The organism is Massilia sp. YIM B02443 (genome assembly GCF_030411955.1).
Classification (GTDB): domain Bacteria; phylum Pseudomonadota; class Gammaproteobacteria; order Burkholderiales; family Burkholderiaceae_D; genus Telluria.
Window position 1 is genome coordinate 36,423 of sequence record NZ_JASNRA010000006.1, and the last position, 21,846, is coordinate 58,268.

Here is a 21,846-nt window from a genome sequence, read left to right on the forward strand (position 1 = left end):
CGTCACTCCACCCGCATCGGGATGCCGCGGTCAAGCATGAAGCGCTTGGCTTCGCCGACCGTGTGGTGCCCGTAGTGGAAGATGCTGGCCGCCAGCACCGCGTCGGCGTGGCCTTCCAGGATGCCGTCGGCCAGGTCCTGCAGGCCGCCGACGCCGCCCGAGGCGATCACCGAGATGCCGACCGCATCCGACACGACGCGCGTCAGGCCCAGGTCGAAGCCGGATCTGGTGCCGTCGCGGTCCATCGAAGTGAGCAGCAACTCACCGGCGCCCAGGCTTTCCATCTTGCGCGCCCACTCCACGGCGTCGAGGCCGGTGGGGTTGCGCCCGCCATGGGTGAACACTTCCCATTTGTCCGGGCCGACCTGCTTGGCGTCGATCGCCACCACGATGCACTGCGAACCGTGCTTGTGGGCGCAGTCGAACACCAGCTGCGGGTTGGTCACGGCCGAGGTATTCATGCTGACCTTGTCGGCGCCGGCGTTGAGCAGGCGGCGCACGTCCTCGACCTTGCGCACGCCGCCACCGACGGTGAGCGGAATGAACACGGTCGAGGCCACAGCTTCGATGATGTGCAGGATCAGGTCGCGGCCGTCGCTCGAGGCGGTGATGTCGAGGAAGGTGATTTCGTCGGCGCCTTGCTCATCGTAGCGGCGCGCGATCTCGACCGGGTCGCCGGCGTCACGCAGCTCGGTGAAATTGACGCCCTTGACCACGCGGCCGCCGGTGACGTCGAGGCAGGGGATGATGCGTTTAGCCAGCATGCTTTAAGCGCCCGTGCCCTCGGTCAGTTCGTCGGCGCGGTCCTGGGCCGAGGTCAGATCGAGCGTGCCTTCGTAGATCGAACGGCCGCAGATCACGCCTTCGATGCCTTCGTCCTGCACCGCGCACAGCGCTTCCACGTCGGCCAGCACGTGCACGCCGCCCGAGGCGATGATCGGAATTTTCACCGCGCGCGCCAGCTTGACGGTGGCGTCGATGTTCACGCCGCCCATCATGCCGTCGCGGCCGATGTCGGTGTAGACGATCGATTCGACGCCGTAGCCTTCGAACTTCTGCGCCAGGTCGATCACTTCGTGGCCCGACATCTTGCTCCAGCCGTCGGTGGCGACCTTGCCGTCCTTGGCGTCCAGGCCGACGATGATGTGGCCCGGGAAGGCGCCGCAGGCGTCGTGCAAAAAGCCCGGGTTCTTCACCGCGGCGGTGCCGACGATGATGTAGCTGATGCCGTCGTCCAGGTAGCGCTCGATGGTGTCGAGGTCGCGGATGCCGCCGCCCAGCTGGACCGGGATCTCGTCCAGGTCGTTCTCGTCGGCGTATTCCTGCACGGCTTTCAGGATCGATTTGATCGCGGATTCGTTCTTCGGCTTGCCCGCGAACGCGCCGTTCAGGTCGACCAGGTGCAGCCGGCGCGCGCCCTTCTTGAGCCAGTGCAGCGCCATCTCGGCGGGATCTTCGGAAAACACGGTGGCGAGGTCCATATCGCCTTGTTTCAGGCGAACGCAGTGACCGTCTTTCAGGTCGATGGCGGGGATCAGCAGCATGGTCGTTGTCGGTTGGGTTGACGAATGGATCGAGGGTGAATCGAAAAGGGGTAACTTAAAAGAGGTAACTCAAGGATTCCAGTGAATGAAATTGCGGTACAGGCGCAGGCCCGCTTCCGCGCTCTTCTCCGGATGGAACTGGGTGGCGACGACGTTATCGCGGCCAACCGCGCAGCAGTATGGCGCGCCGTAGTCGGCTTCGCCAATCACATCATGCGCGTTCTCGGGCGCCGCATAGTAGCTGTGCACGAAATAGAAATAGCTGCCGTCGGCGATGCCGTCCCACAGCGGGTGGGCGCGCGACTGGCGCACGCGGTTCCAGCCCATCTGCGGCACCTTGAAGCGCGAACCGTCGGCCTGCAGCTTGCCGTCGAGTTGAAAGCGCACGACCTTACCGGGCAGCAGGCCCAGGCCGGGCGTGCCGCCGTTTTCTTCGCTGGACTCGAACAGCATCTGCTCGCCCACGCACACGCCCATCACCGGACGGGTCCTGATGGCGCGCAGCACGGCTTCTTCGGCGCCGGATTCGCGCAGGCTGGTCATGCAGTCGCGCATCGCGCCCTGCCCCGGCAGCACCACGCGGTCGGCGCGGTCGATGTCTTCCGGCTTGTGCGAGACCAGCACGTCGGCTTCCGGCGCCGCGGTGCGCAGCGCCTGCACCACCGAGCGCAGGTTGCCGAGGCCATCGACCACCACAATCTTGTTGGCCATGATTACAGGCTGCCTTTGGTCGAAGGGATGATGCCGGCGGCGCGCTCGTCGAGTTCGGTCGCCATGCGCAGCGCGCGCCCGAACGCCTTGAACACGGTCTCGCACTGGTGGTGCGCGTTCACGCCGCGCAGGTTATCGATATGCAGGGTCACCGCCGCGTGATTGACGAAGCCGCGGAAGAATTCGCCGGTCAGGTCGACGTCGAAGGTGCCGATCATGGCGCGCGTGAACGGCACGTGCAGCTCCAGGCCGGGACGGCCGGAAAAATCGATCACCACGCGCGACAGCGCCTCGTCCAGCGGCACGTACGCGTGGCCGTAGCGGCGGATGCCCTTCTTGTCGCCGATCGCCTTGGCCACCGCCATGCCGAGCGTGATGCCGACGTCTTCCACCGTATGGTGGGCGTCGATGTGCAGGTCGCCGACGGCTTCGACTTCGAGGTCGAACATGCCGTGGCGCGCGATCTGGTCGAGCATGTGGTCGAGGAAGGGGACGCCCGTGTTGAGCTTCTGGCGGCCGGTGCCGTCGAGGTTGATCGAGACGCGGATCTGCGTTTCGTTGGTGTTGCGCTGAATGTCGGCGGTGCGGGTCATTGCTGGGTGCTCGTCAGTCGGCTTTTTTCAAATAAAGCCGGCGGTTGGATGATTACGTCAGTGCCGCCTTCAGGGCGGCCAGGAACTGGGCGTTCTCTTCGGGGGTGCTGACCGTGACGCGGATGCAGTTGGCCAGCAATTTGTGCATTTTACTCAAATTCTTGATCAATACCTTCGCGCCGTGAAGATGCGTGCAAACACGGTCGGCGTCCGGCACCCGCAGCGAGATGAAATTGGCGGCCGACGGGAACACCGTCACGCCCGGCAGTTCGGCCAGCGCGGCCGCCAGACGGGTGCGTTCTTCGTTCAACAAGTCGGCCTGGCGGTCCAGCACCTCGATATGGTCGAGCGCGAATTCGGCTGCCACCTGGGTCAGCACGTTGACGTTGTAGGGCGGGCGCACCTTCTCGAACTGGGCCAGCAGCGGCGCGGCGCCGGCCATGTAGCCGAGGCGGATGCCGGCCAGGCCCAGCTTGGACAGGGTGCGCATCACGATCAGGTTCGGGAAGCGCGGCAGGCGCTCCATGAAGCTGACCTTGGCGAACGGCTGGTAGGCTTCGTCGACCACGGCGATGCCGGTCTCGCCCAGCGCCGTGATGATGGCTTCCATGTCGCCGGCATCGAACAGGTTGCCGGTCGGGTTGTTCGGGTAGGCCAGGAACACCAGCGACGGCTTGTGCTCTTCGATGGCGGCCAGCATCGCTTGGCGGTCGAGCGAAAAGTCTTCGCGCAGCGGCACGCCGACGAAATCCGCGCCCGCGAACTGGGCCGAGCGCGAGAACATGACGAAGGCCGGGATCGGGGCCATGATGACGGCGCGTCGATTTTCCCGTTCCTGGCGCGCCACGGTGGTGGCCAGGATCGTGATCAACTCGTCCGAGCCGTTGCCGAGCAGGACGTCGTAACCAGACGGGACACCCAGCTTGGCGCAGATGCGGGTTTTCAGCGTGTCGTACGACGGCACCGGATAGCGGTTCAGCGCCGCCTCGGCCAGGCGCGTGCCCAGTTCGGCGCGCAGGTCTTCCGGCAGCTGGTACGGGTTCTCCATCGAGTCCAGCTTGACGTAGCCGCTGGCGTCCGGCACGTGGTAGCTGCCGATGGCGCGCACGTCGGCGCGGATGGCGTTGTCGATCAGCTTAACGATGTCGGTCATGATGATTCTTCCGTAGTGACGGCGGCGCTCTTGGCCGCCTTGCGTTGTTTGGCGGCTTTCGCCGCCGCCTTGATCTTGGCACCGGTCAGCGGCACCTCGGGCGCGGCCAGGCGCTGCTCGATGATGGCGCAGTAGTCCGGGTTCAGCTCGAAGCCGGTGAACTGGCGGCCCAGGCGCTTGGCGGCAATCGCCGTGGTGCCGCTGCCCATGAACGGGTCGAGCACCACGCCGCCCGGCGGGCACGAGGCCTTCACCATGCGTTCGATGATCTCGAGCGGCTTCTGGGTCGGATGGTCGGCGCGCTCCGGATGCTCGCGATGCAGGCGCGACACGCTCCACACGTCCTTCGGGTTGTAGCCGACTTCGAGCCACTTGGCGCCGATGAAGATCGAGCGCGAGCGTGCCTTCTTGGTCTCGGCGTCGTAGGGGATGCGCACCGCGTCGAGGTCGAAGTAGTAATCCTTGCGCCTGGCGAAGAAGCCGATGGTGTCGTGCACCGACGAGAAGCTGCGCACGCTGCCGCCCATCGACGGCACGCGGCGGTCCCAGATGATCTCGTTCATCATCGTCATGCGCTTTTTCAGCATGACGAAGATCTCCGGCGCGAAGCGCCAGGTCAGGAAGATGTACAGGCTGCCGTTGTCCTTCAGCTTCGGAATGGCGGCGTCGATCCACTGCTCGGTCCAGGCGAGATACGCCTCGACGCTCTGCTGGTCGGAGGCGTTGCCGTAGTCCTTGCCGAGGTTGTACGGAGGGTCAGTCAGGATCAGGTCGATGGAACCATCGGGGATGCGCGCCAGGCCGGCCAGCGCATCCTCGCAGAACACCTGGTTGACCCAGGCCGTCATGATGCTTGTGGCGGCACGGAATCCAGACGCAGCTCGGCGCTGCGGGCGTGCGCCTGCAAGCCTTCGCCGTAGGCCAGCGTGGCGGCAACCTTGCCCAGCGTTTGCGCGCCGGCTTCACTCACCTGGATGATCGAGGAGCGTTTCTGGAAGTCGTACACGCCCAGCGGCGACGAGAAGCGCGCCGTGCGCGAGGTCGGCAGCACGTGGTTCGGGCCGCAGCAATAGTCGCCCAGCGATTCGGACGAGAAGCGGCCCAGGAACATGGCGCCGGCATGGCGGATTTTATCGGCCCACTGTTGCGGCTCGATGGCCGAAATCTCGAGGTGCTCGGCGGCGATACTGCTGGCGATCTCGCATGCCTCATCCATGTCGCGTACCTTGATCAGCGCGCCGCGATCCGACATCGAAGTGGTGATGGTGGCGGCGCGCGGCATCGACGGCAATAGCTTGTGGATGCTGGCTTCGACCTTGGCGATGTAGTCCGCGTCGGGGCACAGCAGGATGGCTTGCGCCAGCTCGTCGTGCTCGGCCTGCGAGAACAAGTCCATCGCCACCCAGTCCGGGTCGGTGGTGCCGTCGCACAGCACGAGGATCTCGGACGGACCGGCGATCATGTCGATGCCGACCACGCCGAACACGCGGCGCTTGGCCGAGGCGACATAGGCATTGCCCGGGCCGACGATCTTGTCGACCGGTTGAATCGTTTCGGTCCCATACGCCAGCGCGCCGACGGCTTGCGCGCCGCCGATGGTGATCACGCGCGTCACGCCGGCGATCGCGGCGGCGGCCAGCACCATCCCGTTCTTCACGCCGTCCGGGGTCGGCACCACCATGATGATTTCCTTGACGCCGGCGACGTGGGCCGGAATCGCGTTCATCAGCACCGACGACGGATAGGCCGCCTTGCCGCCCGGGACGTAGATGCCGACACGGTCGAGCGGCGTCACGCGCTGGCCCAGCACCGTGCCATCAAGCTCGGTGAAGGTAAAGCCGGTGGATGCTTCCTTCTGGCGCTCGTGGAACACGCGCACGCGCTCGGCCGCGACCTGCAGCGCCTCGCGCTGGGCCGCCGGCAGCGATGCCAGTGCCTGGTCCAGTTCCGCCTGCCCGATGTCGAATTCGGCCATCGATTTGGCGCCGCCATTCGGAATGCGGTCGAACTTGTTGGTGTACTCCAGCACCGCGGCGTCGCCACGCGTCTTCACGTCGCGCAGGATCCCAGTGACGGCGTTCTCAATGGCGTCGTCGGTTTCGGCTTCAAAAGCCAGCAGCGCAGCCAGCGTCTGCTTGAAGTCCGGTGCGGTCGAATCGAGTTTGCGGATCTGTACTGCCATTGCTGTTAGCCCTGTTTGGCGGAGGCGCGTTCGAACGCCTCCAGGATCGGTTGCAGGCGCTCGCGCTTGAGCTTGAGCGCGGCCTGGTTGACCACCAGGCGCGAGGAGATGTCCATGATCTTTTCGACTTCGACCAGGTTGTTGGCGCGCAGGGTGCCGCCGGTCGAGACCACGTCGACGATGGCGTCCGACAGGCCGACCAGCGGCGCCAGCTCCATCGAGCCATACAGCTTGATCAGGTCGACGTGCACGCCTTTCGAGGCAAAGTGCTCGCGCGCGGTGTTGACGAACTTGGTCGCCACGCGCAGGCGCGCGCCCTGGCGCACCGCGCTCTCGTAGTCGAAGCCGGCATTCACCGCCACCGACATGCGGCAGCTGGCGATGCGTAGGTCGATCGGCTGGTACAGCCCTTCGCCGCCATGCTCGAGCAGCACGTCCTTGCCGGCCACGCCGAAGTCGGCCGCGCCGTGCTGGACATAGGTCGGCACGTCGGAGGCGCGCACGATCAGCACGCGCACGCCTGGGTCATTGGTCGGCAGGATGAGTTTACGCGAGGTTTCCGGGTTTTCCAGCACCTCGATCCCGGCCGCCGACAGCAGCGGCAGGGTGTCCTCGAAGATGCGGCCCTTGGACAGCGCCAGGATCAGGGAAGTACCGGTTTTGCTTTCGAAAGTCATGTGAGTCTTTTACGTGATGCGCTTACTTGATACGCACGATGTCCGCGCCAACCGCCGACAGCTTCACTTCCATGCGGTCGTAGCCGCGGTCGAGGTGGTAGATGCGGTCGATCAGGGTCGTGCCTTCGGCCGCCATGCCGGCGATCACCAGGGACGCCGACGCGCGCAGGTCGGTCGCCATCACCGGCGCGCCGACCAGGCGTTCGACGCCGCGCATGAAGGCAGTATTGCCCTCGATCGAGATCTGCGCGCCCAGGCGGTTCATCTCCTGCACGTGCATGAAGCGGTTCTCGAAGATGGTCTCGGTCACGCGCGACGGGCCGTCGGCGATGGTGTTCACCGCCATGAACTGGGCCTGCATGTCGGTCGGGAAGCCCGGATATTCGGTGGTGCGGAACGATACCGGACGCGGACGGCCATCCATCTTGGCGCGGATGCTGTTCTCGCCCACGGTCAGCTGCAGGCCCATCTCGCGCAGCTTGTCGAGCGCCACGTCGAAGATGTCGGTGCGGGTATTGGTCAGCTGGATGTCGCCGCCGGTGGCCGCCACCGCGCAGAGAAAAGTAGCCGCTTCGATGCGGTCCGAGATCACGCTGTGCGAAGCGCCGTGCAGTTCGTCCACGCCCTGGATCACCAGGCGGTCGGTGCCGATGCCTTCGATCTTCGCGCCCATGGCCACCAGCAGGTTGGCCAGGTCGGTCACTTCCGGTTCGCGCGCGGCGTTTTCCAGCACCGTCTCGCCTTCGGCCAGGGTCGCGGCCATCAACAGGTTCTCGGTGCCGGTGACGGTGATCATGTCGGTCAGGATGCGCGCGCCTTTTAATTTTTTGGCTTTGGCATGGATGTAGCCGCCTTCGATCGTGATCTCGGCGCCCATCGCGCGCAGGCCCTTGATGTGCTGGTCGACCGGACGCGAGCCGATGGCGCAGCCTCCCGGCAGCGAGACCTTGGCTTCGCCGAAGCGCGCCAGCAGGGGACCGAGCACCAGGATCGAGGCGCGCATGGTCTTCACCAGGTCGTACGGCGCTTCGAGCGAGTCGATGGCGCTGCCGTTCATGGTCACCTTTTCATCGTCCTGCTCGATCTTCAGGCCGGTCTTCTCGAGCAGCTTGAGCATGGTGCGCACGTCGTGCAGGCGCGGCACGTTCGACAAATGCAGGTCGCCCGCGGTCAACAGGCCCGCGCACAGGATGGGCAGCGCCGCGTTCTTGGCGCCGGAGACCGGGATGTCACCTTGCAGGCGGTTGCCGCCGACGATCTGGAGCTTGTCCATGCTTATCCTTGGTATTCTTCAGGGGTGAGGGTTTTCATCGACAGCGCGTGGATCTCTTCGCGCATGCGGTCGCCCAGCGCGGCGTACACCAGCTGGTGGCGCTGGATCGGACGCTTGCCGGCAAAGGCCGGCGACACGATCACGGCGTTGAAATGCTGGCCGTCGCCTTCGACGTGCAGGTGCGTGCATTCGAGGCCGGCGCTGATGTAGCCGTGGATCAGTTCAGGTGTGGTCGCCAAGGTAACTCCAGATAATCGCTAAGTGCGCGCGGCCATGCCGCGCGGGTATTCGTTAATGGCGCAGGTTGTAGCCGCGCTTGAGCAAGGTGATCGCAATCGTCGTCAGCACCACCAGGAACACCAGCACGATGGCCAGGCTGGTCCAGGGCGATACGTCCGACTGGCCGAAGAAGCCGTAGCGGAACCCGTCAATCATATAAAAGAACGGGTTGAAATGCGAGACGGCGAGCCAGAAAGGCGGCAATTTTTGAATGGAATAGAACACGCCGGCCAGGAAAGTGGCCGGCATGATCAGGAAGTTCTGGAACGCCGCCAGCTGGTCGAACTTCTCGGCCCACACGCCGGCGATCACGCCCATGGTGCCGAGGATGGCCGCGCCCAGCAGCGCGAACACCACGATCCACACCGGCGCGACAAAAGTCAGGTGCGCGAACCAGGCGGTGACGATGAACACGCCGGCGCCCACGGCCAGCCCGCGCAGGATCGAGGCGGCGACGTAGGCCGACAAAATCTCGGCATGCGACAGCGGCGGCAGCAGGATGAACACCAGGTTGCCGGTGATCTTCGACTGGATCAGCGACGAGGACGAGTTGGCGAAGGCGTTCTGCAACACGCTCATCATCACCAGGCCCGGGATCAGGAACGCCGTGTACGACACGCCGTCCAGCATCTCGACCCGGCCGTCCAGCACGTGGCCGAAGATCAGCAGGTACAGCATGGCGGTGACCACCGGCGCGGCCACGGTCTGGGTCGCGACCTTCCAGAAGCGCAGCGACTCTTTGTAGAACAGGGTACGGAAGCCCACGGAGAACAGGTTCATTTATTTGCCCTCCATGATCTGGATGAAGATGTCTTCCAGGTCGGCTTGTTCGAGTTGCATCTCGTCGATCACGGCGCCGCTCTCGCGCAGGCGCGCCAGGATCGGCTCGACTTCGGAATAGTGGTTCACGCGCAGCGTGTACTTGTTGCCATGGTTGTGTTCATCGTGAGACACCAGATGACGCAGCCCTTCGGGCAGCTCGCCCGACTTCAGGTGCACCACCAGCTGCGACCCGGACACCCGGCGCAGCAGGGCGCTCATGTTATCCAGCGCCACCACTTCGCCGCGCTTGAGCATGGCCACGCGCTGGCACATGGCCTGCGCTTCTTCCAGATAGTGGGTGGTCAGCACGACCGTGTGGCCACCTTCGCGGTTCAGGCGTGAGATGAACTTCCACAGGGTCTGGCGCAGCTCGACGTCGACGCCGGCGGTCGGCTCGTCGAGCACGATCACCGGCGGACGGTGCACCAGCGCCTGGGCCACCAGCACGCGCCGCTTCATGCCGCCCGACAGCGCGCGCATGTTGACGTCGGCTTTCTCGGTCAGGTCGAGGTTGTGCATCACCTCGTCGATCCAGGCGTCGTTGTTGCGGATGCCGAAGTAGCCCGACTGCAGGCGCAGGGTCTCGCGCACCGTGAAGAACGGGTCGAACACGAGTTCCTGCGGCACCACGCCGAGGCGCTTGCGGGCTTCGCGGAAGTCGGACACGACGTCGTGGCCGTGGATGCGCACGCTGCCGGCGTCGGGCCGGATCAGGCCCGCGACGGTGGAAATCAGGGTGGTCTTGCCGGCCCCGTTGGGACCGAGGAGGCCGAAGAACTCGCCCTGTTCGATGTTCAGGGAGACGCCCTTCAGGGCCTTGAAGCCTTTGTAGCTCTTCTCGACGCTGTCAATCTGGATCGCTGTCATTCGTGGTGGGTGGCTGGCGCGCCGCAACAGGGCGCACGAAAACCGTGCGGGGGAAACCGGTCATTATAGGGGAAATCGGCATGTCAAGCCGACAGCAGGGCTCTCACGCCACCAACCGAAGCCGCCAACCACCAACAGGGTCAGCAAAACAAAAAACGCTCACGTCGTGAGCTTCACTCAGAGAGCTGCAATCTCGTCGAGCAGCTTGGGATTGCGGTCGATCAGGCTGAGAAGGATGGCGGCCTGGGCGTTTGGCCGGGCAGTGCCTTGCTCCCAGTTCTTGATCGTCTGAGGCTTGGTACGCAAGCGGTGCGCGAACACGGGCTGCGACACGTTAAGCTTCTCGCGCACGGCGCGGACCTTCTCGGGCGTCATCTCGGGCGGGGGCATGATTTCCACTTCCGTGGTCTGGAGCGTGACCTTGCCCTGACGCGCGCCTTCCAACGCATCGAAACCTTCCATCAGGTCAGCGAAAATATCTCGTTTGCTCATTTTTTGGCACTCCTTGCTTTGATTTGCGCTTCCAGCCGCCCCTTCAACATCTTTCGCTGGTCGGCAGTGAGGTCGTCGGCTTCGTCCTTGTTATAGACGGTGAACAGCCAGAACTGGTCGTCTGCGTCCTTCCAGAAGTAGATGACCCGCGAGCCGCCCCGCTTCCCTTTCCCTCGCTTCTCATCGCCGTACCGGACTTTGCGCAGGCCGCCGGCACCCTTGATCACGTCCCGGCTTCAGAGTCCCTCATCAATTCGATCTGCAATTCCTTGAACGAAGCGTCATCGAAATATTCGTCGCGCATGCGTTGAAATGCGGGAAGCTCGATAAAAGTGGCCTTCATATAGTGTACCCAAGTTAGGCATACCTAAGTTTAATTTTTAAACTTTGGTGGCGGAAGTCGCGTTTGCACGAATGGTGATGGCAAGCGCGCCTGGATTCCCGACAGACGGGCACTACATGGAAAAAAACGGCGCCCAAAAGACACTGCGCCGGACAGGCCGGCGCAGGATGAGATAGCTCAGTAAAACGGTCAGGATTGCTGCGGCAGCAGCGTATCGACCCCATACAGGGCCGCCAGCTTGTGCACGTTGTCCGGCACGTTGACGAAGGTGAGGCGGTGGCCGGCATCGAGCGCGCGGCGCTGCCAGGCCAGCAGCAGGGCCACGCCCGACGAGTCGGCGGCGCGTACGCCGCCCAGGTCGAACACGGTCTCGCCGGCGCGGATCGCCGCCGTGCCCTGCTCCAGCGCCTCGCGGGCGCTGGTGAAGGTCAGGGCGTCGATCGACAGCATGGGATTTGCTTCAGCCATCGGGATTACTTGGCCGGCGCGGCCAGCGGCTTCGACGCCAGCTGGGCGTTGCGGTCGGCCAGGCGCTTGATCAGGCCATCGATGCCGTTCTTGCTGATCTCGCTGTTGAAAGTGCTGGTATAGGTCTGGACCAGCCAGGCGCCCAGCACGTTCACGTCGTAGATCTTCCAGCCCTGGTCGCCCTTGGACAGGCGGTAGTTCAGGGTGATCGGCTCGCCGCGCGAGACGTTCACCTGCGAACGCACTTCGACGTCGGTGTCCGATGGGCTCGAGCGCATCGGCTTGAACTCGACGGTTTCGTTCTTGATGGTCGACAGCGCGCCGGCGTAGGTGTACACCAGCAGGGTGCGGAATTCCTGGGTCAGCTTCTGCTGCTGCTCAGGGGTGGCGCTGCGCCAGTGGCGGCCGGCCGCCTGCTGGGTCATTTTCTGGGCGTCGACGTAGGGCAGGATCTTGGAGTTGACCAGGTCCATGATCTTGGCGCGGTTGCCGGCCTGGATGTCCTTGTCGGCCTTGACGCTGTCGATCACGTCGGCGCTGATGCGCTTGACCAGCGCGTCCGGCGCTTCATTGGCGACCGGCGCGGCGATGACGCTGGTAGAGAAGACCACGGTCGCGGCCGCGGCGGCGAACAGTTGCATGACTGGCTTCATATGTCGTTTCCTTTATCAAGTGGCGCCGCCGCGCGCTGGAGCAGCGCTGCTGGCGGCTGGTACCTGGTGAGTGTTTACTTCTTGTCCGGCGACACCGGCTGCGGCACCACCTGCGAATTCGCGTCGCCGGCGGCATCGGCGCCGGCGTCGTCGGCCTGGCGCGGCACGTCGCCGTCGTAGACCTGGCTCTGGCGGCGCTGCAGGTAGCCGTCGCGCAGGAATTCGTAGCGGTCCAGCGCGGCTTCCTCGAGCAGGTTCGACGCGTCCAGCAGCGTGGCGCGCTTGTCGACGATGCGCACGCCGGCGCCGATGTTGCGCACGTGGGTCGGATCCTTGTACTTCCAGATGTCGCCGGCGAAATCGGCCGGCAACGCCGCGGTGTCACGCACCGTAGATGGGCCCAACAGCGGCAACATCAAGAAGGGACCGCTCGGCACGCCCCATTTTCCCAGGGTCTGGCCGAAATCCTCGTTGTGTTTCGGCATGCCGGCTTCGGACGCGATGTCCAGCAGGCCGAAGATGCCGAAGGTCGAGTTCAGGGCGAAGCGGCCGAAATCGGTGCCGCCATCCTCGACTTTGCCCTGCAGGAAGTTGTTGATCGAGCTCCAGGCGTCGGACAGGTTGCCGAAGAAGTTGTTCACGCCGGTTTGCGCGAAGCCCGGCAGCACCTTCTTGTAGGCGGTGGCGGTGGGCTTGAGCACGGTGCGGTCGACCGCATCGTTGAAGCTGAATACTGCGCGGTTATAGCCTTCCAGCGGATCCTGCGGATTGCCGGTGGTGGCGCAACCGCTCAGGACCAGTACAGCAGCGGCGGCGGCGCATGCGCGCAGGCGCGAGAGCGTGACGGTGTGCTTCATTCACTACCTTCCTTTCCATCAGCAGCCTTGCTGTAGATAAATTGATTGATCAAGTCTTCGAGTACCGTCGCCGATTGGGTACGAATGATGCGGTCGCCTTCGGCCAGGTTCTTTTCGTCGCCACCGGCTTCGATGCCGATGTATTGCTCGCCCAGTAAACCAGCGGTCAAAATCTTAAGAGAACTATCTTTCGGGAATTTATACTCGGAATCCATGTCGAGGCGCACGGATGCCTGGAAACTCTTGTCGTCGAACGAGATGTCGCTCACGCGGCCGACCACCACGCCGGCACTCTTGACCGGCGCCTGCGGCTTGAGGCCGCCGATATTGTCGAAACGGCCGGTGACGCTATAGGTCTGGCCGAACGAAACCGAGCTCATGTTCCCGGCCTGGAATGCCAGGAACAGCAGAGAGGCCAGACCCAGCAGGACGAACAGGCCGACCCAGACGTCGATAGTTTTGCGATGCATTTGAGTACCTTACAGAACCGTTATTTTGTTAAATTATTTATTGAACATCAGGGCGGTCATCACGAAGTTCAGACCCCAGACCAGCAGCGAAGCGATCACGACGGTGCGCGTGGTGGCGCGCGACACGTCTTCCGGCGTCGGCTGGGCCTGATACCCCTGGAACAGGGCGGTAAAGGTCACTGCGATGCCAAAGATAAAGCTTTTAATCACGCCGTTCAGTACGTCATTTCGCACATCGACGCCGGCTTGCATCTGCGCCCAGAACGAACCTTCGTCGACGCCGATCAGTTTCACGCCGACCAGGTAGCCGCCCAGCACGCCAACCGCCGAGAACACGGTGGCCAGTACCGGCATCGCGACCACGCCGGCCCAGAAACGCGGCGCCAGCACGCGTTGTAGCGGATTGATCGCCATCATTTCCATCGCTGACAGCTGCTCGCCCGCCTTCATCAGGCCGATCTGCGCGGTGAGCGAGGTGCCGGCGCGGCCGGCGAACAGCAGCGCCGTGACCACCGGACCCAGTTCGCGCACCAGCGCCAGCGCCACTACCTGGCCCAGCATCTGCTCGGCGCCGTACTGGTTCAGCGTGTAATAACCCTGCAACGCCAGCACCATGCCGACGAACAGGCCGGAAACGGCGATGATCACCAGCGAATAATTGCCGATGAAATGGATCTGCTCGGAAATCAGGCCCGGGCGGCGGAACGCCCCCGGCGACACGCCCAGCAGGTTGAAGAAGGCGCGCACCGCGAAGCCGAGGCTGGCGATGCTTTCGCGCACGGTGCGGCCGATAGCCGCCAGGAAACGTCCGATCATTTGCGCGCTCCCAGGCCCAGATCGTCGGCCAGCGACTTGCCGGGGTAGTGGAACGGCACCGGACCGTCCGGGGCGGCATTCACGAATTGCTTCACGTAAGGATCTTCCGAGACACGCAGCTCGTCCGGCGTGCCTTCCGCCACGATCTTGCCGGCGGACATGAAGTACACATAGTCGGCGATCGCGAAGCATTCGTGCACGTCGTGCGAGACCAGGATCGAGGTCGAGCCGAGCGCGTCGTTCAGGTTGCGGATCAGGTTGGCGGTGACGCCCATCGAGATCGGATCGAGGCCGGCGAACGGCTCGTCGTACATGATCAGTTCGGGGTCAAGCGCCACCGCACGCGCCACGGCCACGCGGCGCGCCATGCCGCCCGAGATCTCGGCGGGTTTGAGGCGGTGCGCATTGCGCAGGCCGACGGCGTTCAGCTTCATCAGCACCAGGTCGCGGATGAGTTCTTCGGGCAGGTCGGTGTGCTCGCGCAGCGGGAAGGCGACGTTGTCGAACACCGACAGGTCGGTGAACAGGGCGCCGAACTGGAACAGCATGCCCATGCGGCGGCGCAGGCGGTACAGGCCTTCGGTATCGAGCTGGTGCACGACTTCGCCGCCGATGCGCACTTCGCCGCGCTGGGGACGGATCTGGCCGCCGATCAGGCGCAGCACCGTGGTCTTGCCGCAGCCGGAACCACCCATGACGGCAATGAGCTTGCCGCGCGGGAAGTCCATGCGCAGATTCGACAGGATGGAACGCTCACCGTACGCAAAATGCAGATCGCGGATTTCGACTAGGTTCGACACGGCGTAATTAAAGTTTGGGTAATCCAGTATTGTAGTGCAGAAAGCCGCCATCCTGCTGGAGGCCCCCCTGTTTACACCGGTATTGCGACGTACTATTACAACACTAATAACTCATCGGTCATCTATTTCACGCGATAAGCCATTGTTTTTGTTGAGATATGTATGTTTCGCAATATTGCTTTATGTTGACATAGTGCAACAAATGCGCCATGGAAACCAAAGTCCCAAGCTAGCTGTTGCTGTCGGTTATCGCTGCTTTGCAGCAATTCGCGTGGGCGCGTTTTCTACTTCTCTTATATAAACACGGAAGGCGTTTAGTTTTGTCCATAAAAAAATGTTGTTACTTCACATAAAACGCACCTGTCATTTCCAGTTGTTAATATAATGCTTACTTTTAAGTCAAGGTTCTTGCCATGAACAAGCCTGCCACCCCATCCTGGCTATCTGGCGAGCGCGCCCGCAATGGCGTGCAGTTTCTCAAATTCGCCTTCGTCGGTGCTGCAGCAACCGGTCTTCATTATGCGATCTTCCTGTCGCTGGTGATGTTGCTGGAGGTCGCGCCCGGCCCGGCGGCCTTCACCGGCGCGGCTTTCGGCGCCTGCGTGGTGTACTTGCTCAACCGTCGGTACACCTTCGCGACCCAGCGCGCGCACCGGGAGACGATTCCGCGCTTCGTCGCGCTGTCGGTGCTGGGCGCGCTCCTGAACGGCGCCATCGTCGGCTGGCTGAGCAGTGCCGGCCTGCATTTCCTGCTGTCCCAAGTCGTCGCCACCGTCCTCGTTCTTTTCATTAATTTCGTTGTGAGCAAAAAATGGATCTATCGGTAAACCCCGCAGTCGCCGTTCCCCCGCCCGGACCAGGATTGAAAGCCGCCCTTACCCCGCGCGGAGCGGCCGCCATGCCCTCGATCTCGGTGGTCGCACCCGCCTATAACGAACAGGAAGTGCTGGGCGAATTCCACCGCCGCGTGACCGAGGTCATGATCGGCATCGGCTGCGCCTATGAGATCGTGCTGGTCAACGACGGCAGCCGCGACACCACCCTGCAATTGATGCACGCCCTGCGCGAGCGCGATCCGCACGTCACGGTCGTCGACTTGTCGCGCAACTTCGGCAAGGAGATCGCCCTGAGCGCCGGCCTCGACTACACCAAGGGCGACGTGGTGGTGGTGCTCGACTCCGACCTGCAGGATCCGCCGGAACTGATTCCCGCCATGCTGGAAGGCTGGCGCGAAGGCTACGACGTGATCTACGGCACCCGCACCGTGCGCGACGGCGAGACCTGGTTCAAGAAACTCACCGCCAAGTATTTTTATCGCATCATCAAGCAGGTCAGCCGGGTCGACATCCCGAAGGACACCGGCGACTTCCGCCTGATGAGCCGGCGCGCCGTCGAGGCGCTCAGCGGCTTGCGCGAAGAGCACCGCTTCATGAAGGGCCTGTTCGCCTGGATCGGCTTCCCGTCGCGTCCCCTGCCCTACCGGCGCGATCCGCGCGCGGCCGGCGAAACCAAGTGGAACTACTGGAAGCTGTGGAACTTCGCGATCGAAGGCATCACCTCGTTCACCGTGGCCCCGCTCAAGGTCAGCACCTACGCCGGCCTGGCGATCGCCGCCTTCGCCCTGCTGTACGCGGTGGTGGTGATCTCGAAGGCGCTGCTGTTCTCGGATCCGGTGCGCGGCTACCCGTCGCTGATGGCGGTGATCCTGTTCCTCGGCGGCGTGCAGCTGATCTCGGTCGGCCTGCTGGGTGAATACGTGGGCCGCATCTTCAACGAGGTCAAGCGCCGTCCGCTGTACCTGATCAACCGCCTGGTTCCGTCGGAACTGGACGGCAGCTTCAGCAAGCGCGAGGAACCGGGCGCATGAGCGCCCTGCCGCCGGCCGGCGGCGCCGGCGCCCTCCCCGCCGCGCGAGGCGCCCGCACGCGCCTGAACCCTGTCCTGGCCGGCGTGCTGTCGGCGCTGGTCCTGCTGGCTTTCGTGCTGCTGCTGTGGGCGCAGCCGCTGATCGAACTGCGCCTGCCGAAGCAGGTCGACATCCTGGTGCACCTGCGCTGGTCGGATCAGTTCCTGGCCGCGCTGCAGGAGGGTGTGCTGCTGCCGCGCTGGGCCTGGGCCTCGTTCGGCGGCCTGGGCGACCCCACCTTCTCGTATTACCAACCGATGTTCTACTACATCACCAGCGCCTGGTCGCTGCTGGGCGTGAGCGGGCCGCGCGCGCTGCTGCTGGGCGCCCTGACGCCGTTCGTCATCCTCGGCCTGATCGTCCAGTTCTCGCTCCTGAAGCGCTATGGCGCCGGGCGCGCGCTGATCGGCGCCTGCTTCGTCGTGTTCTGCCCGGTGCTGTTCTTCCTGGCAGCGCAGATGGCCGCCTATCCCTGGACCCTGAGCCTGCCGTTCAGCATCCTGTTCATCCGCGAAAGCACCCGCGACGAGCCACGTCCGGCGCGGGTCGCCATCCTGCTCGCCGTGCTGTGCCTGAGCCACCTGCTCAGCGCCCTGATCGCGCTGATGGCCACCGGCGTCGGCCGCCTGGTGCTGCACTTCCCGGCCCGCCATAACATCCTGCGCCACGGCGCCTGGCTGCTCGGCGTGGCGCTCGGCCTGGCGCTGGCCGCCTTCTTCGTCTATCCGGCGGTGACCCAGCTCGACCTGATCAATCCGCAGGGCTGGACCGGCGGCGACAACTTCGACTGGCGCCGCGCGTTTGCCTTCCCGACCTTCACCTTCATGCAGTACGGCCTGCGCTGGGCCGCGATCCAGTGGCCGTTCGCCGTGTTCGCGCTGGCCATGTGCCTGCTGGTGCTGCTGGCCCGGCGGCCCGAGACGCCGACACCGGGCCAGGTGCTGGCGCGCCGCTTCACGATCGTGGCGCTGGCGGCGCTGGCGCTGGGCAGCGAACTGGCGTATCCGCTGTATGCGCTACTGCCGCCGCTGCAGAAGATCCAGTTCCCGTACCGCTTCGTGTTCGTGGCCACCATCCTGGCCAGCATCGCGCTGATGCTGCACCTGTATGAAGGCGGCTGGTCTCGCTGGAACCGGCTGCTGCGCGCGGCGGCGCTGGCGATCTTCGCCGCCTATTTCGCCCAGACGCTGCTGCTGCAGTGGCAGATCCACAAGGGCGGCCTCGATCTGCCGCAGCGCGAACAATACATGCAGGGCGTGTTCGGCCAGCCGGAATACCTGCCGGCGGTGCGCGGCCCGCAATGGCGCCAGTACGTCGCCGACGGTGGCCTGATCGGCGAATGCCTGCGCCTGCAGATCGCCTGCACGCCGGCGCAACCGGATCGGACCCATGGCTTCGCGGCGACGGTCGAGACCCCGCGCGCGGTCAGTGTGCGGCTGCCGATGTTCGCCTATCCGGCCTGGCAGCTGGTGGTCGACGGCGCGCCGCAAAGCCTGGTGGCCGATCCCGACACCGGCGTGGTGGTGGCCCGGCTGGCGCCGGGCCGGCATGAAGTCGCCCTGCGCTGGATCGGGCTGGCGGCCGACGCCACCGGCCGCGCCATCAGCGCGCTGGCGCTGGCGATCGTGCTGCTGATGCTGGCGGCCGGATTCGTGAAACGCCGCCGTCCGCATGGAGATCAAGCATGACCGAATCGCACAAGCGTCCCTTGGGCGCACTGATCCTGATCCTGTTCGTCGCCCTGCTCTGGCTGTACCCGGCCGTGAGCCTCAGGCTGGCGTTCCAGAACGACATCGCGGTGCACCTGCGCTGGGTCGAGCAGTTCTACACCTCGTTGCAGGACGGCTGGCTGCTGCCGCGCTGGGCGCATGAGGCCCAGGGCGGCTTGGGCGATCCGTCGTTCTTCTATTACCAGCCGCTGTTCTACTACATCACCAGCTTCTTCGTGTGGCTGGGCGTCGGTCCCCGGCGCGCGCTGGTGCTGGCGGCGGCCGTCCCCTTCCTGATGGTGGCGGGCGTCGTGTACTGGCGCTTCCTGCGCCGCTACCCGCAGCGCACCGCGCTGCTGGGCGCGATGTTCGTGGTGGCCTGTCCGACCCTGTTCTTCATGTCGACCCACCTGGCGGCCTTCCCGTGGAGCCTGAGCATTCCGTTCAGCCTCCTGTTCGCGCTGGAAAGCATGCGCGACAAGCCGCGCGCGCGCATGCTGGCGCCGCTGCTGGCGCTGATCTGCCTGAGCCATCTGCTGAGCGGCATGATGACCCTCCTGTGCACCGGCATGGCGCGGCTGATCGTGTTTGCGCCGCGCGCCCACACGATCCGTGACCACGCCGCCTGGCTGGGCGGCATCGTGCTGGGACTGGCGCTGGCCGCCTTCTTCGTCTATCCGGCCGTGACCCAGATGGCGCTGATCAACCCGGACGGCTGGGAGCAAGGCTTCAACTGGCGCCGCTGCTTCGCGCTGCCGCTGGTGTCGCAGTTCGTGCACGGCACCTACTGGTTCGGCGTGCAGTGGCCGTTCTCGCTGCTGTGCCTGGGCCTGGTGCTGCTGGTGCTGCTGCCGCGCAGCGTGCGCGCCGGAGCCCAGCCGCTCACGCCCGGCATGGTCAAGGCGCGCCGCCTGGGCTGGGTCGCCCTGTGCGCGCTGGCGCTGGGCACCGAGCTGGCCTATCCGCTGTATGCGACTCTGGGACCGATGCAGAAGCTCCAGTTCCCGTACCGCTTCATGTTCGTGGCTTCGCTGCTGGCCAGCATCGCCCTGATGATGCAGCTGGGCGAAGGCGCCTGGAAGCGCTGGAGCAAGGTCACGCGCATCGCCGCCGTGCTGCTGATCCTGGGCCAGTGCGGCCAGACCGCCTTGCTGGAACTGAAGATCGCCAGGAACGGTGAGCCGATCAAGACCCACGAGCAGTACTTCAGCGGCCGCTTCGGCCAGCCGGAATACCTGCTCGGCGCGCGCGGCCCGCAGTGGAAGGACTATGCGGAGAACGGTTCGCTGGCGCAGGATTGCGCGCGGCTTGGCGTCACGTGCCGCGACGTCGACAAGCGCAGCCACGGCTACGCGCTGACGGTCGACGCACCGGGCGCGGTGAGCCTGCGCCTGCCGGTGTTCGGCTTCCCGGCCTGGCAGGCGACGCTGGACGGCAAGGTGGTGGACTGGCGCCTCGATCCGGCCACCGGCACGATCCTGATGGACGTGCCGGCCGGGCAGCACGCGCTGGCGCTGCGCTACGTGCGCCTGCCGGTCGAAGTCGCGGGCCTGTGGGTCAGCGCGGCGGCGCTGGCGGTGCTGCTGGCGCTGCTGATGCTGGCGCGGCGGCGCGCAGGCAACGCCGGGCCGCTGCACCTGGAAGGCGAGCCGGCGCTGCAGGAAGCATTGAAGCGGGCCTGAAGCGCAGCTAGACAAAAAAGGCCGCCGGATCACTCCGGCGGCCTTTTGCATTGCAGGGACAAGCCCTGCAAGATGGATCAACGCGGCAGCGTCGACGCCCCCATCAGGAATTCGTCGACCGCGCGCGCACATTGGCGGCCTTCGCGGATCGCCCACACCACCAGCGACTGGCCGCGGCGCATGTCGCCGGCCGCGAACACTTTCGGGCTCGAGGTCTGGTAAGCGGTCTCGCCATCGACCGTGGCGCGCGCATTGCCGCGCGCATCCTTCTGCACGCCGAACGCGTCCAGCACCTGCTGAACCGGCGAGACGAAGCCCATCGCCAGCAGCACCAGGTCGGCCTTCATCTCGAACTCCGAATCCGGCACCTCAAGCATCTTGCCGTCCTTCCATTCGACGCGGCAGGCGATCAGCTTTTCGACCTTGCCGCCCTTGCCTTCCAGGCGCTTGGTGGCCACCGCCCAGTCGCGCTCGCAGCCTTCCTCGTGCGACGACGAGGTGCGCAGGCGGGTCGGCCAGTAAGGCCAGACCAGCGGCTTGTTCTCGTGCTCGGGCGGCTGCGGCAGCAGCTCGAACTGGGTCACCGACGCGGCGCCATGGCGGTTCGAGGTGCCGACGCAGTCCGAACCGGTGTCGCCGCCGCCGATCACCACCACGTGCTTGCCGGTCGCCTTCAGCTGGTCCTTCAGCTTGTCGCCGGCATTCACGCGGTTCTGCTGCGGCAGGAAGTCCATCGCGAAGTGCACGCCTTTCAGCTGGCGCCCCGGCACCGGCAGGTCGCGCGGCTGCTCGGCGCCACCGGCCAGGATCACGGCGTCGAATTCCTTGTCCAGGTCTTCCGGGAAGATGGTGTCGCGCGCCATGTTGCTGACGCTGGCCGGGAAGTCCTTGCCGATCAGGACACCGGTGCGGAACGTTACACCTTCGGCCTGCATCTGCTCGACCCGGCGGTCGATCAGTCCCTTTTCCATTTTAAAATCGGGGATGCCGTAGCGCAGCAGGCCGCCCACGCGATCGCTCTTTTCGAACACGGTGACGTCATGGCCGACGCGCGCCAACTGCTGGGCCGCGGCCAGGCCGGCCGGGCCGGAGCCGACGATGGCGACCTTTTTTCCGGTCTTGGCGGCGGGAGGCTGCGGCACCACCCAGCCGTGTTCCCAGCCGGTGTCGATGATCTTGCGTTCGATCGACTTGATGCCTACGGGATCGTTGTTGATGCCCAGGGTGCAGGCCGATTCGCACGGGGCCGGGCAGATGCGGCCGGTGAACTCGGGGAAGTTATTCGTCGAGTGCAGGTTTTCCAGCGCGTGGCGGTAATTGTTGTGGAAGACCAGGTCGTTCCAGTCCGGGATCATGTTGTTGACCGGGCAGCCCGTGTTGCAGAACGGGATGCCGCAATCCATGCAGCGCGCGCCCTGGACCTTGGCTTGCGCGTCGGTCAGGGTGATCGTGAATTCCTTGTAGTTCTTGAGTCGCGCGGCGGGTTCGAGGTGGTCCTCTTCCTGCCGTTCGAATTCCATGAAGCCGGTGATTTTACCCATCTGTTTTC

25 protein-coding genes are annotated in these 21,846 nt (G+C 64.8%); 4 read left to right on the top strand and 21 right to left on the bottom strand.

The annotated features are described in order from the left end of the window. Positions 1-2: 2 nt before the first annotated feature. The 20 genes from hisF to QPK27_RS08295 form a co-directional block, all read right to left on the bottom strand. On the bottom strand, positions 3-764 hold the full coding sequence (hisF, locus tag QPK27_RS08200; protein ID WP_290417731.1) for an imidazole glycerol phosphate synthase subunit HisF: 762 nt from the start codon (positions 762-764) through the stop codon (positions 3-5). Between the two features lie 3 nt (positions 765-767). Next, a complete protein-coding gene (gene hisA / locus QPK27_RS08205; RefSeq protein ID WP_290417732.1) occupies positions 768-1,544 on the bottom strand; it encodes a 1-(5-phosphoribosyl)-5-[(5-phosphoribosylamino)methylideneamino]imidazole-4-carboxamide isomerase in 777 nt (258 codons plus the stop codon). A 69-nt stretch (positions 1,545-1,613) separates the two neighbouring features. Further along, complete coding sequence (gene hisH / locus QPK27_RS08210; RefSeq protein WP_290417733.1) at positions 1,614-2,255, bottom strand: imidazole glycerol phosphate synthase subunit HisH; 642 nt, start codon at positions 2,253-2,255, stop codon at positions 1,614-1,616. Positions 2,256-2,257: 2 nt separating this feature from the next. Then, entirely contained in the window at positions 2,258-2,848 is a 591-nt protein-coding gene (gene hisB / locus QPK27_RS08215) for an imidazoleglycerol-phosphate dehydratase HisB (RefSeq protein WP_290417734.1), read from the bottom strand. A 52-nt stretch (positions 2,849-2,900) separates the two neighbouring features. Then, a complete protein-coding gene (hisC, locus tag QPK27_RS08220) occupies positions 2,901-4,001 on the bottom strand; it encodes a histidinol-phosphate transaminase (protein WP_290417735.1) in 1,101 nt (366 codons plus the stop codon). Beyond that, complete coding sequence (locus tag QPK27_RS08225; protein WP_290417736.1) at positions 3,998-4,849, bottom strand: site-specific DNA-methyltransferase; 852 nt, start codon at positions 4,847-4,849, stop codon at positions 3,998-4,000. Before QPK27_RS08225 ends, hisC begins: the two co-directional genes overlap by 4 nt. Then, positions 4,846-6,183 (bottom strand): histidinol dehydrogenase, encoded by a 1,338-nt coding sequence (hisD, locus tag QPK27_RS08230; RefSeq protein ID WP_290417737.1) that lies wholly within the window; start codon positions 6,181-6,183, stop codon positions 4,846-4,848. Before hisD ends, QPK27_RS08225 begins: the two co-directional genes overlap by 4 nt. 5 nt (positions 6,184-6,188) lie before the next feature. Then, entirely contained in the window at positions 6,189-6,860 is a 672-nt protein-coding gene (gene hisG / locus QPK27_RS08235; protein ID WP_290417738.1) for an ATP phosphoribosyltransferase, read from the bottom strand. A gap of 22 nt (positions 6,861-6,882) precedes the next feature. Continuing rightward, the gene (murA, locus tag QPK27_RS08240; protein WP_290417739.1) at positions 6,883-8,133 is read right to left on the bottom strand and encodes a UDP-N-acetylglucosamine 1-carboxyvinyltransferase; all 1,251 of its coding nucleotides are present in this window, start codon (positions 8,131-8,133) and stop codon (positions 6,883-6,885) included. A gap of 2 nt (positions 8,134-8,135) precedes the next feature. Beyond that, positions 8,136-8,372 (bottom strand): BolA family protein, encoded by a 237-nt coding sequence (locus tag QPK27_RS08245; protein ID WP_290417740.1) that lies wholly within the window; start codon positions 8,370-8,372, stop codon positions 8,136-8,138. A 52-nt stretch (positions 8,373-8,424) separates the two neighbouring features. Then, on the bottom strand, positions 8,425-9,192 hold the full coding sequence (locus tag QPK27_RS08250) for an ABC transporter permease (protein WP_290417741.1): 768 nt from the start codon (positions 9,190-9,192) through the stop codon (positions 8,425-8,427). Continuing rightward, on the bottom strand, positions 9,193-10,101 hold the full coding sequence (locus tag QPK27_RS08255; protein ID WP_290417742.1) for an ABC transporter ATP-binding protein: 909 nt from the start codon (positions 10,099-10,101) through the stop codon (positions 9,193-9,195). 177 nt (positions 10,102-10,278) lie between these two features. After that, a complete protein-coding gene (locus QPK27_RS08260; RefSeq protein ID WP_290417743.1) occupies positions 10,279-10,593 on the bottom strand; it encodes a DNA-binding transcriptional regulator in 315 nt (104 codons plus the stop codon). After that, a complete protein-coding gene (locus QPK27_RS08265) occupies positions 10,590-10,820 on the bottom strand; it encodes a hypothetical protein (RefSeq protein ID WP_290417744.1) in 231 nt (76 codons plus the stop codon). The genes QPK27_RS08260 and QPK27_RS08265 overlap by 4 nt, the downstream gene beginning before the upstream one ends. 305 nt (positions 10,821-11,125) lie before the next feature. Further along, positions 11,126-11,404 (bottom strand): lipid asymmetry maintenance protein MlaB, encoded by a 279-nt coding sequence (locus QPK27_RS08270; RefSeq protein WP_290417745.1) that lies wholly within the window; start codon positions 11,402-11,404, stop codon positions 11,126-11,128. Positions 11,405-11,409: 5 nt separating this feature from the next. Continuing rightward, entirely contained in the window at positions 11,410-12,057 is a 648-nt protein-coding gene (locus QPK27_RS08275; RefSeq protein ID WP_290417746.1) for a phospholipid-binding protein MlaC, read from the bottom strand. Positions 12,058-12,131: 74 nt separating this feature from the next. Then, positions 12,132-12,914 carry a VacJ family lipoprotein gene (locus QPK27_RS08280; RefSeq protein ID WP_290417747.1) on the bottom strand — a complete coding sequence of 261 codons (783 nt, stop codon included), beginning with the start codon at positions 12,912-12,914 and terminating at the stop codon, positions 12,132-12,134. Further along, positions 12,911-13,384, bottom strand: coding sequence for an outer membrane lipid asymmetry maintenance protein MlaD (mlaD, locus tag QPK27_RS08285; RefSeq protein ID WP_290417748.1), 474 nt, complete (start codon positions 13,382-13,384; stop codon positions 12,911-12,913). Before mlaD ends, QPK27_RS08280 begins: the two co-directional genes overlap by 4 nt. A 33-nt stretch (positions 13,385-13,417) precedes the next feature. Next, positions 13,418-14,200: a lipid asymmetry maintenance ABC transporter permease subunit MlaE gene (gene mlaE, locus QPK27_RS08290; RefSeq protein WP_290417749.1), complete on the bottom strand. Its 783-nt coding sequence runs from the start codon at positions 14,198-14,200 to the stop codon at positions 13,418-13,420. After that, a complete protein-coding gene (locus QPK27_RS08295; RefSeq protein WP_290417750.1) occupies positions 14,197-15,000 on the bottom strand; it encodes an ABC transporter ATP-binding protein in 804 nt (267 codons plus the stop codon). Before QPK27_RS08295 ends, mlaE begins: the two co-directional genes overlap by 4 nt. A gap of 413 nt (positions 15,001-15,413) precedes the next feature. Here QPK27_RS08295 and QPK27_RS08300 point away from each other — a divergent pair, with 413 nt between their 5' ends. The 4 genes from QPK27_RS08300 to QPK27_RS08315 are packed head-to-tail and all read left to right on the top strand — an operon-like array spanning position 15,414 to position 20,297. Then, complete coding sequence (locus QPK27_RS08300; RefSeq protein WP_290417751.1) at positions 15,414-15,827, top strand: GtrA family protein; 414 nt, start codon at positions 15,414-15,416, stop codon at positions 15,825-15,827. 35 nt (positions 15,828-15,862) lie between these two features. Next, positions 15,863-16,867 (top strand): glycosyltransferase family 2 protein, encoded by a 1,005-nt coding sequence (locus QPK27_RS08305; RefSeq protein WP_290417752.1) that lies wholly within the window; start codon positions 15,863-15,865, stop codon positions 16,865-16,867. Then, positions 16,864-18,594 carry a 6-pyruvoyl-tetrahydropterin synthase-related protein gene (locus QPK27_RS08310; RefSeq protein ID WP_290417753.1) on the top strand — a complete coding sequence of 577 codons (1,731 nt, stop codon included), beginning with the start codon at positions 16,864-16,866 and terminating at the stop codon, positions 18,592-18,594. The genes QPK27_RS08305 and QPK27_RS08310 overlap by 4 nt, the downstream gene beginning before the upstream one ends. Further along, positions 18,591-20,297, top strand: coding sequence for a 6-pyruvoyl-tetrahydropterin synthase-related protein (locus QPK27_RS08315; RefSeq protein ID WP_290417754.1), 1,707 nt, complete (start codon positions 18,591-18,593; stop codon positions 20,295-20,297). Before QPK27_RS08310 ends, QPK27_RS08315 begins: the two co-directional genes overlap by 4 nt. Before the next feature lie 77 nt (positions 20,298-20,374). Here the strand turns inward: QPK27_RS08315 and QPK27_RS08320 are convergent, their stop codons facing one another. Further along, a complete protein-coding gene (locus QPK27_RS08320; protein WP_290417755.1) occupies positions 20,375-21,838 on the bottom strand; it encodes a glutamate synthase subunit beta in 1,464 nt (487 codons plus the stop codon). Between the last annotated feature and the right edge of the window lie 8 nt (positions 21,839-21,846).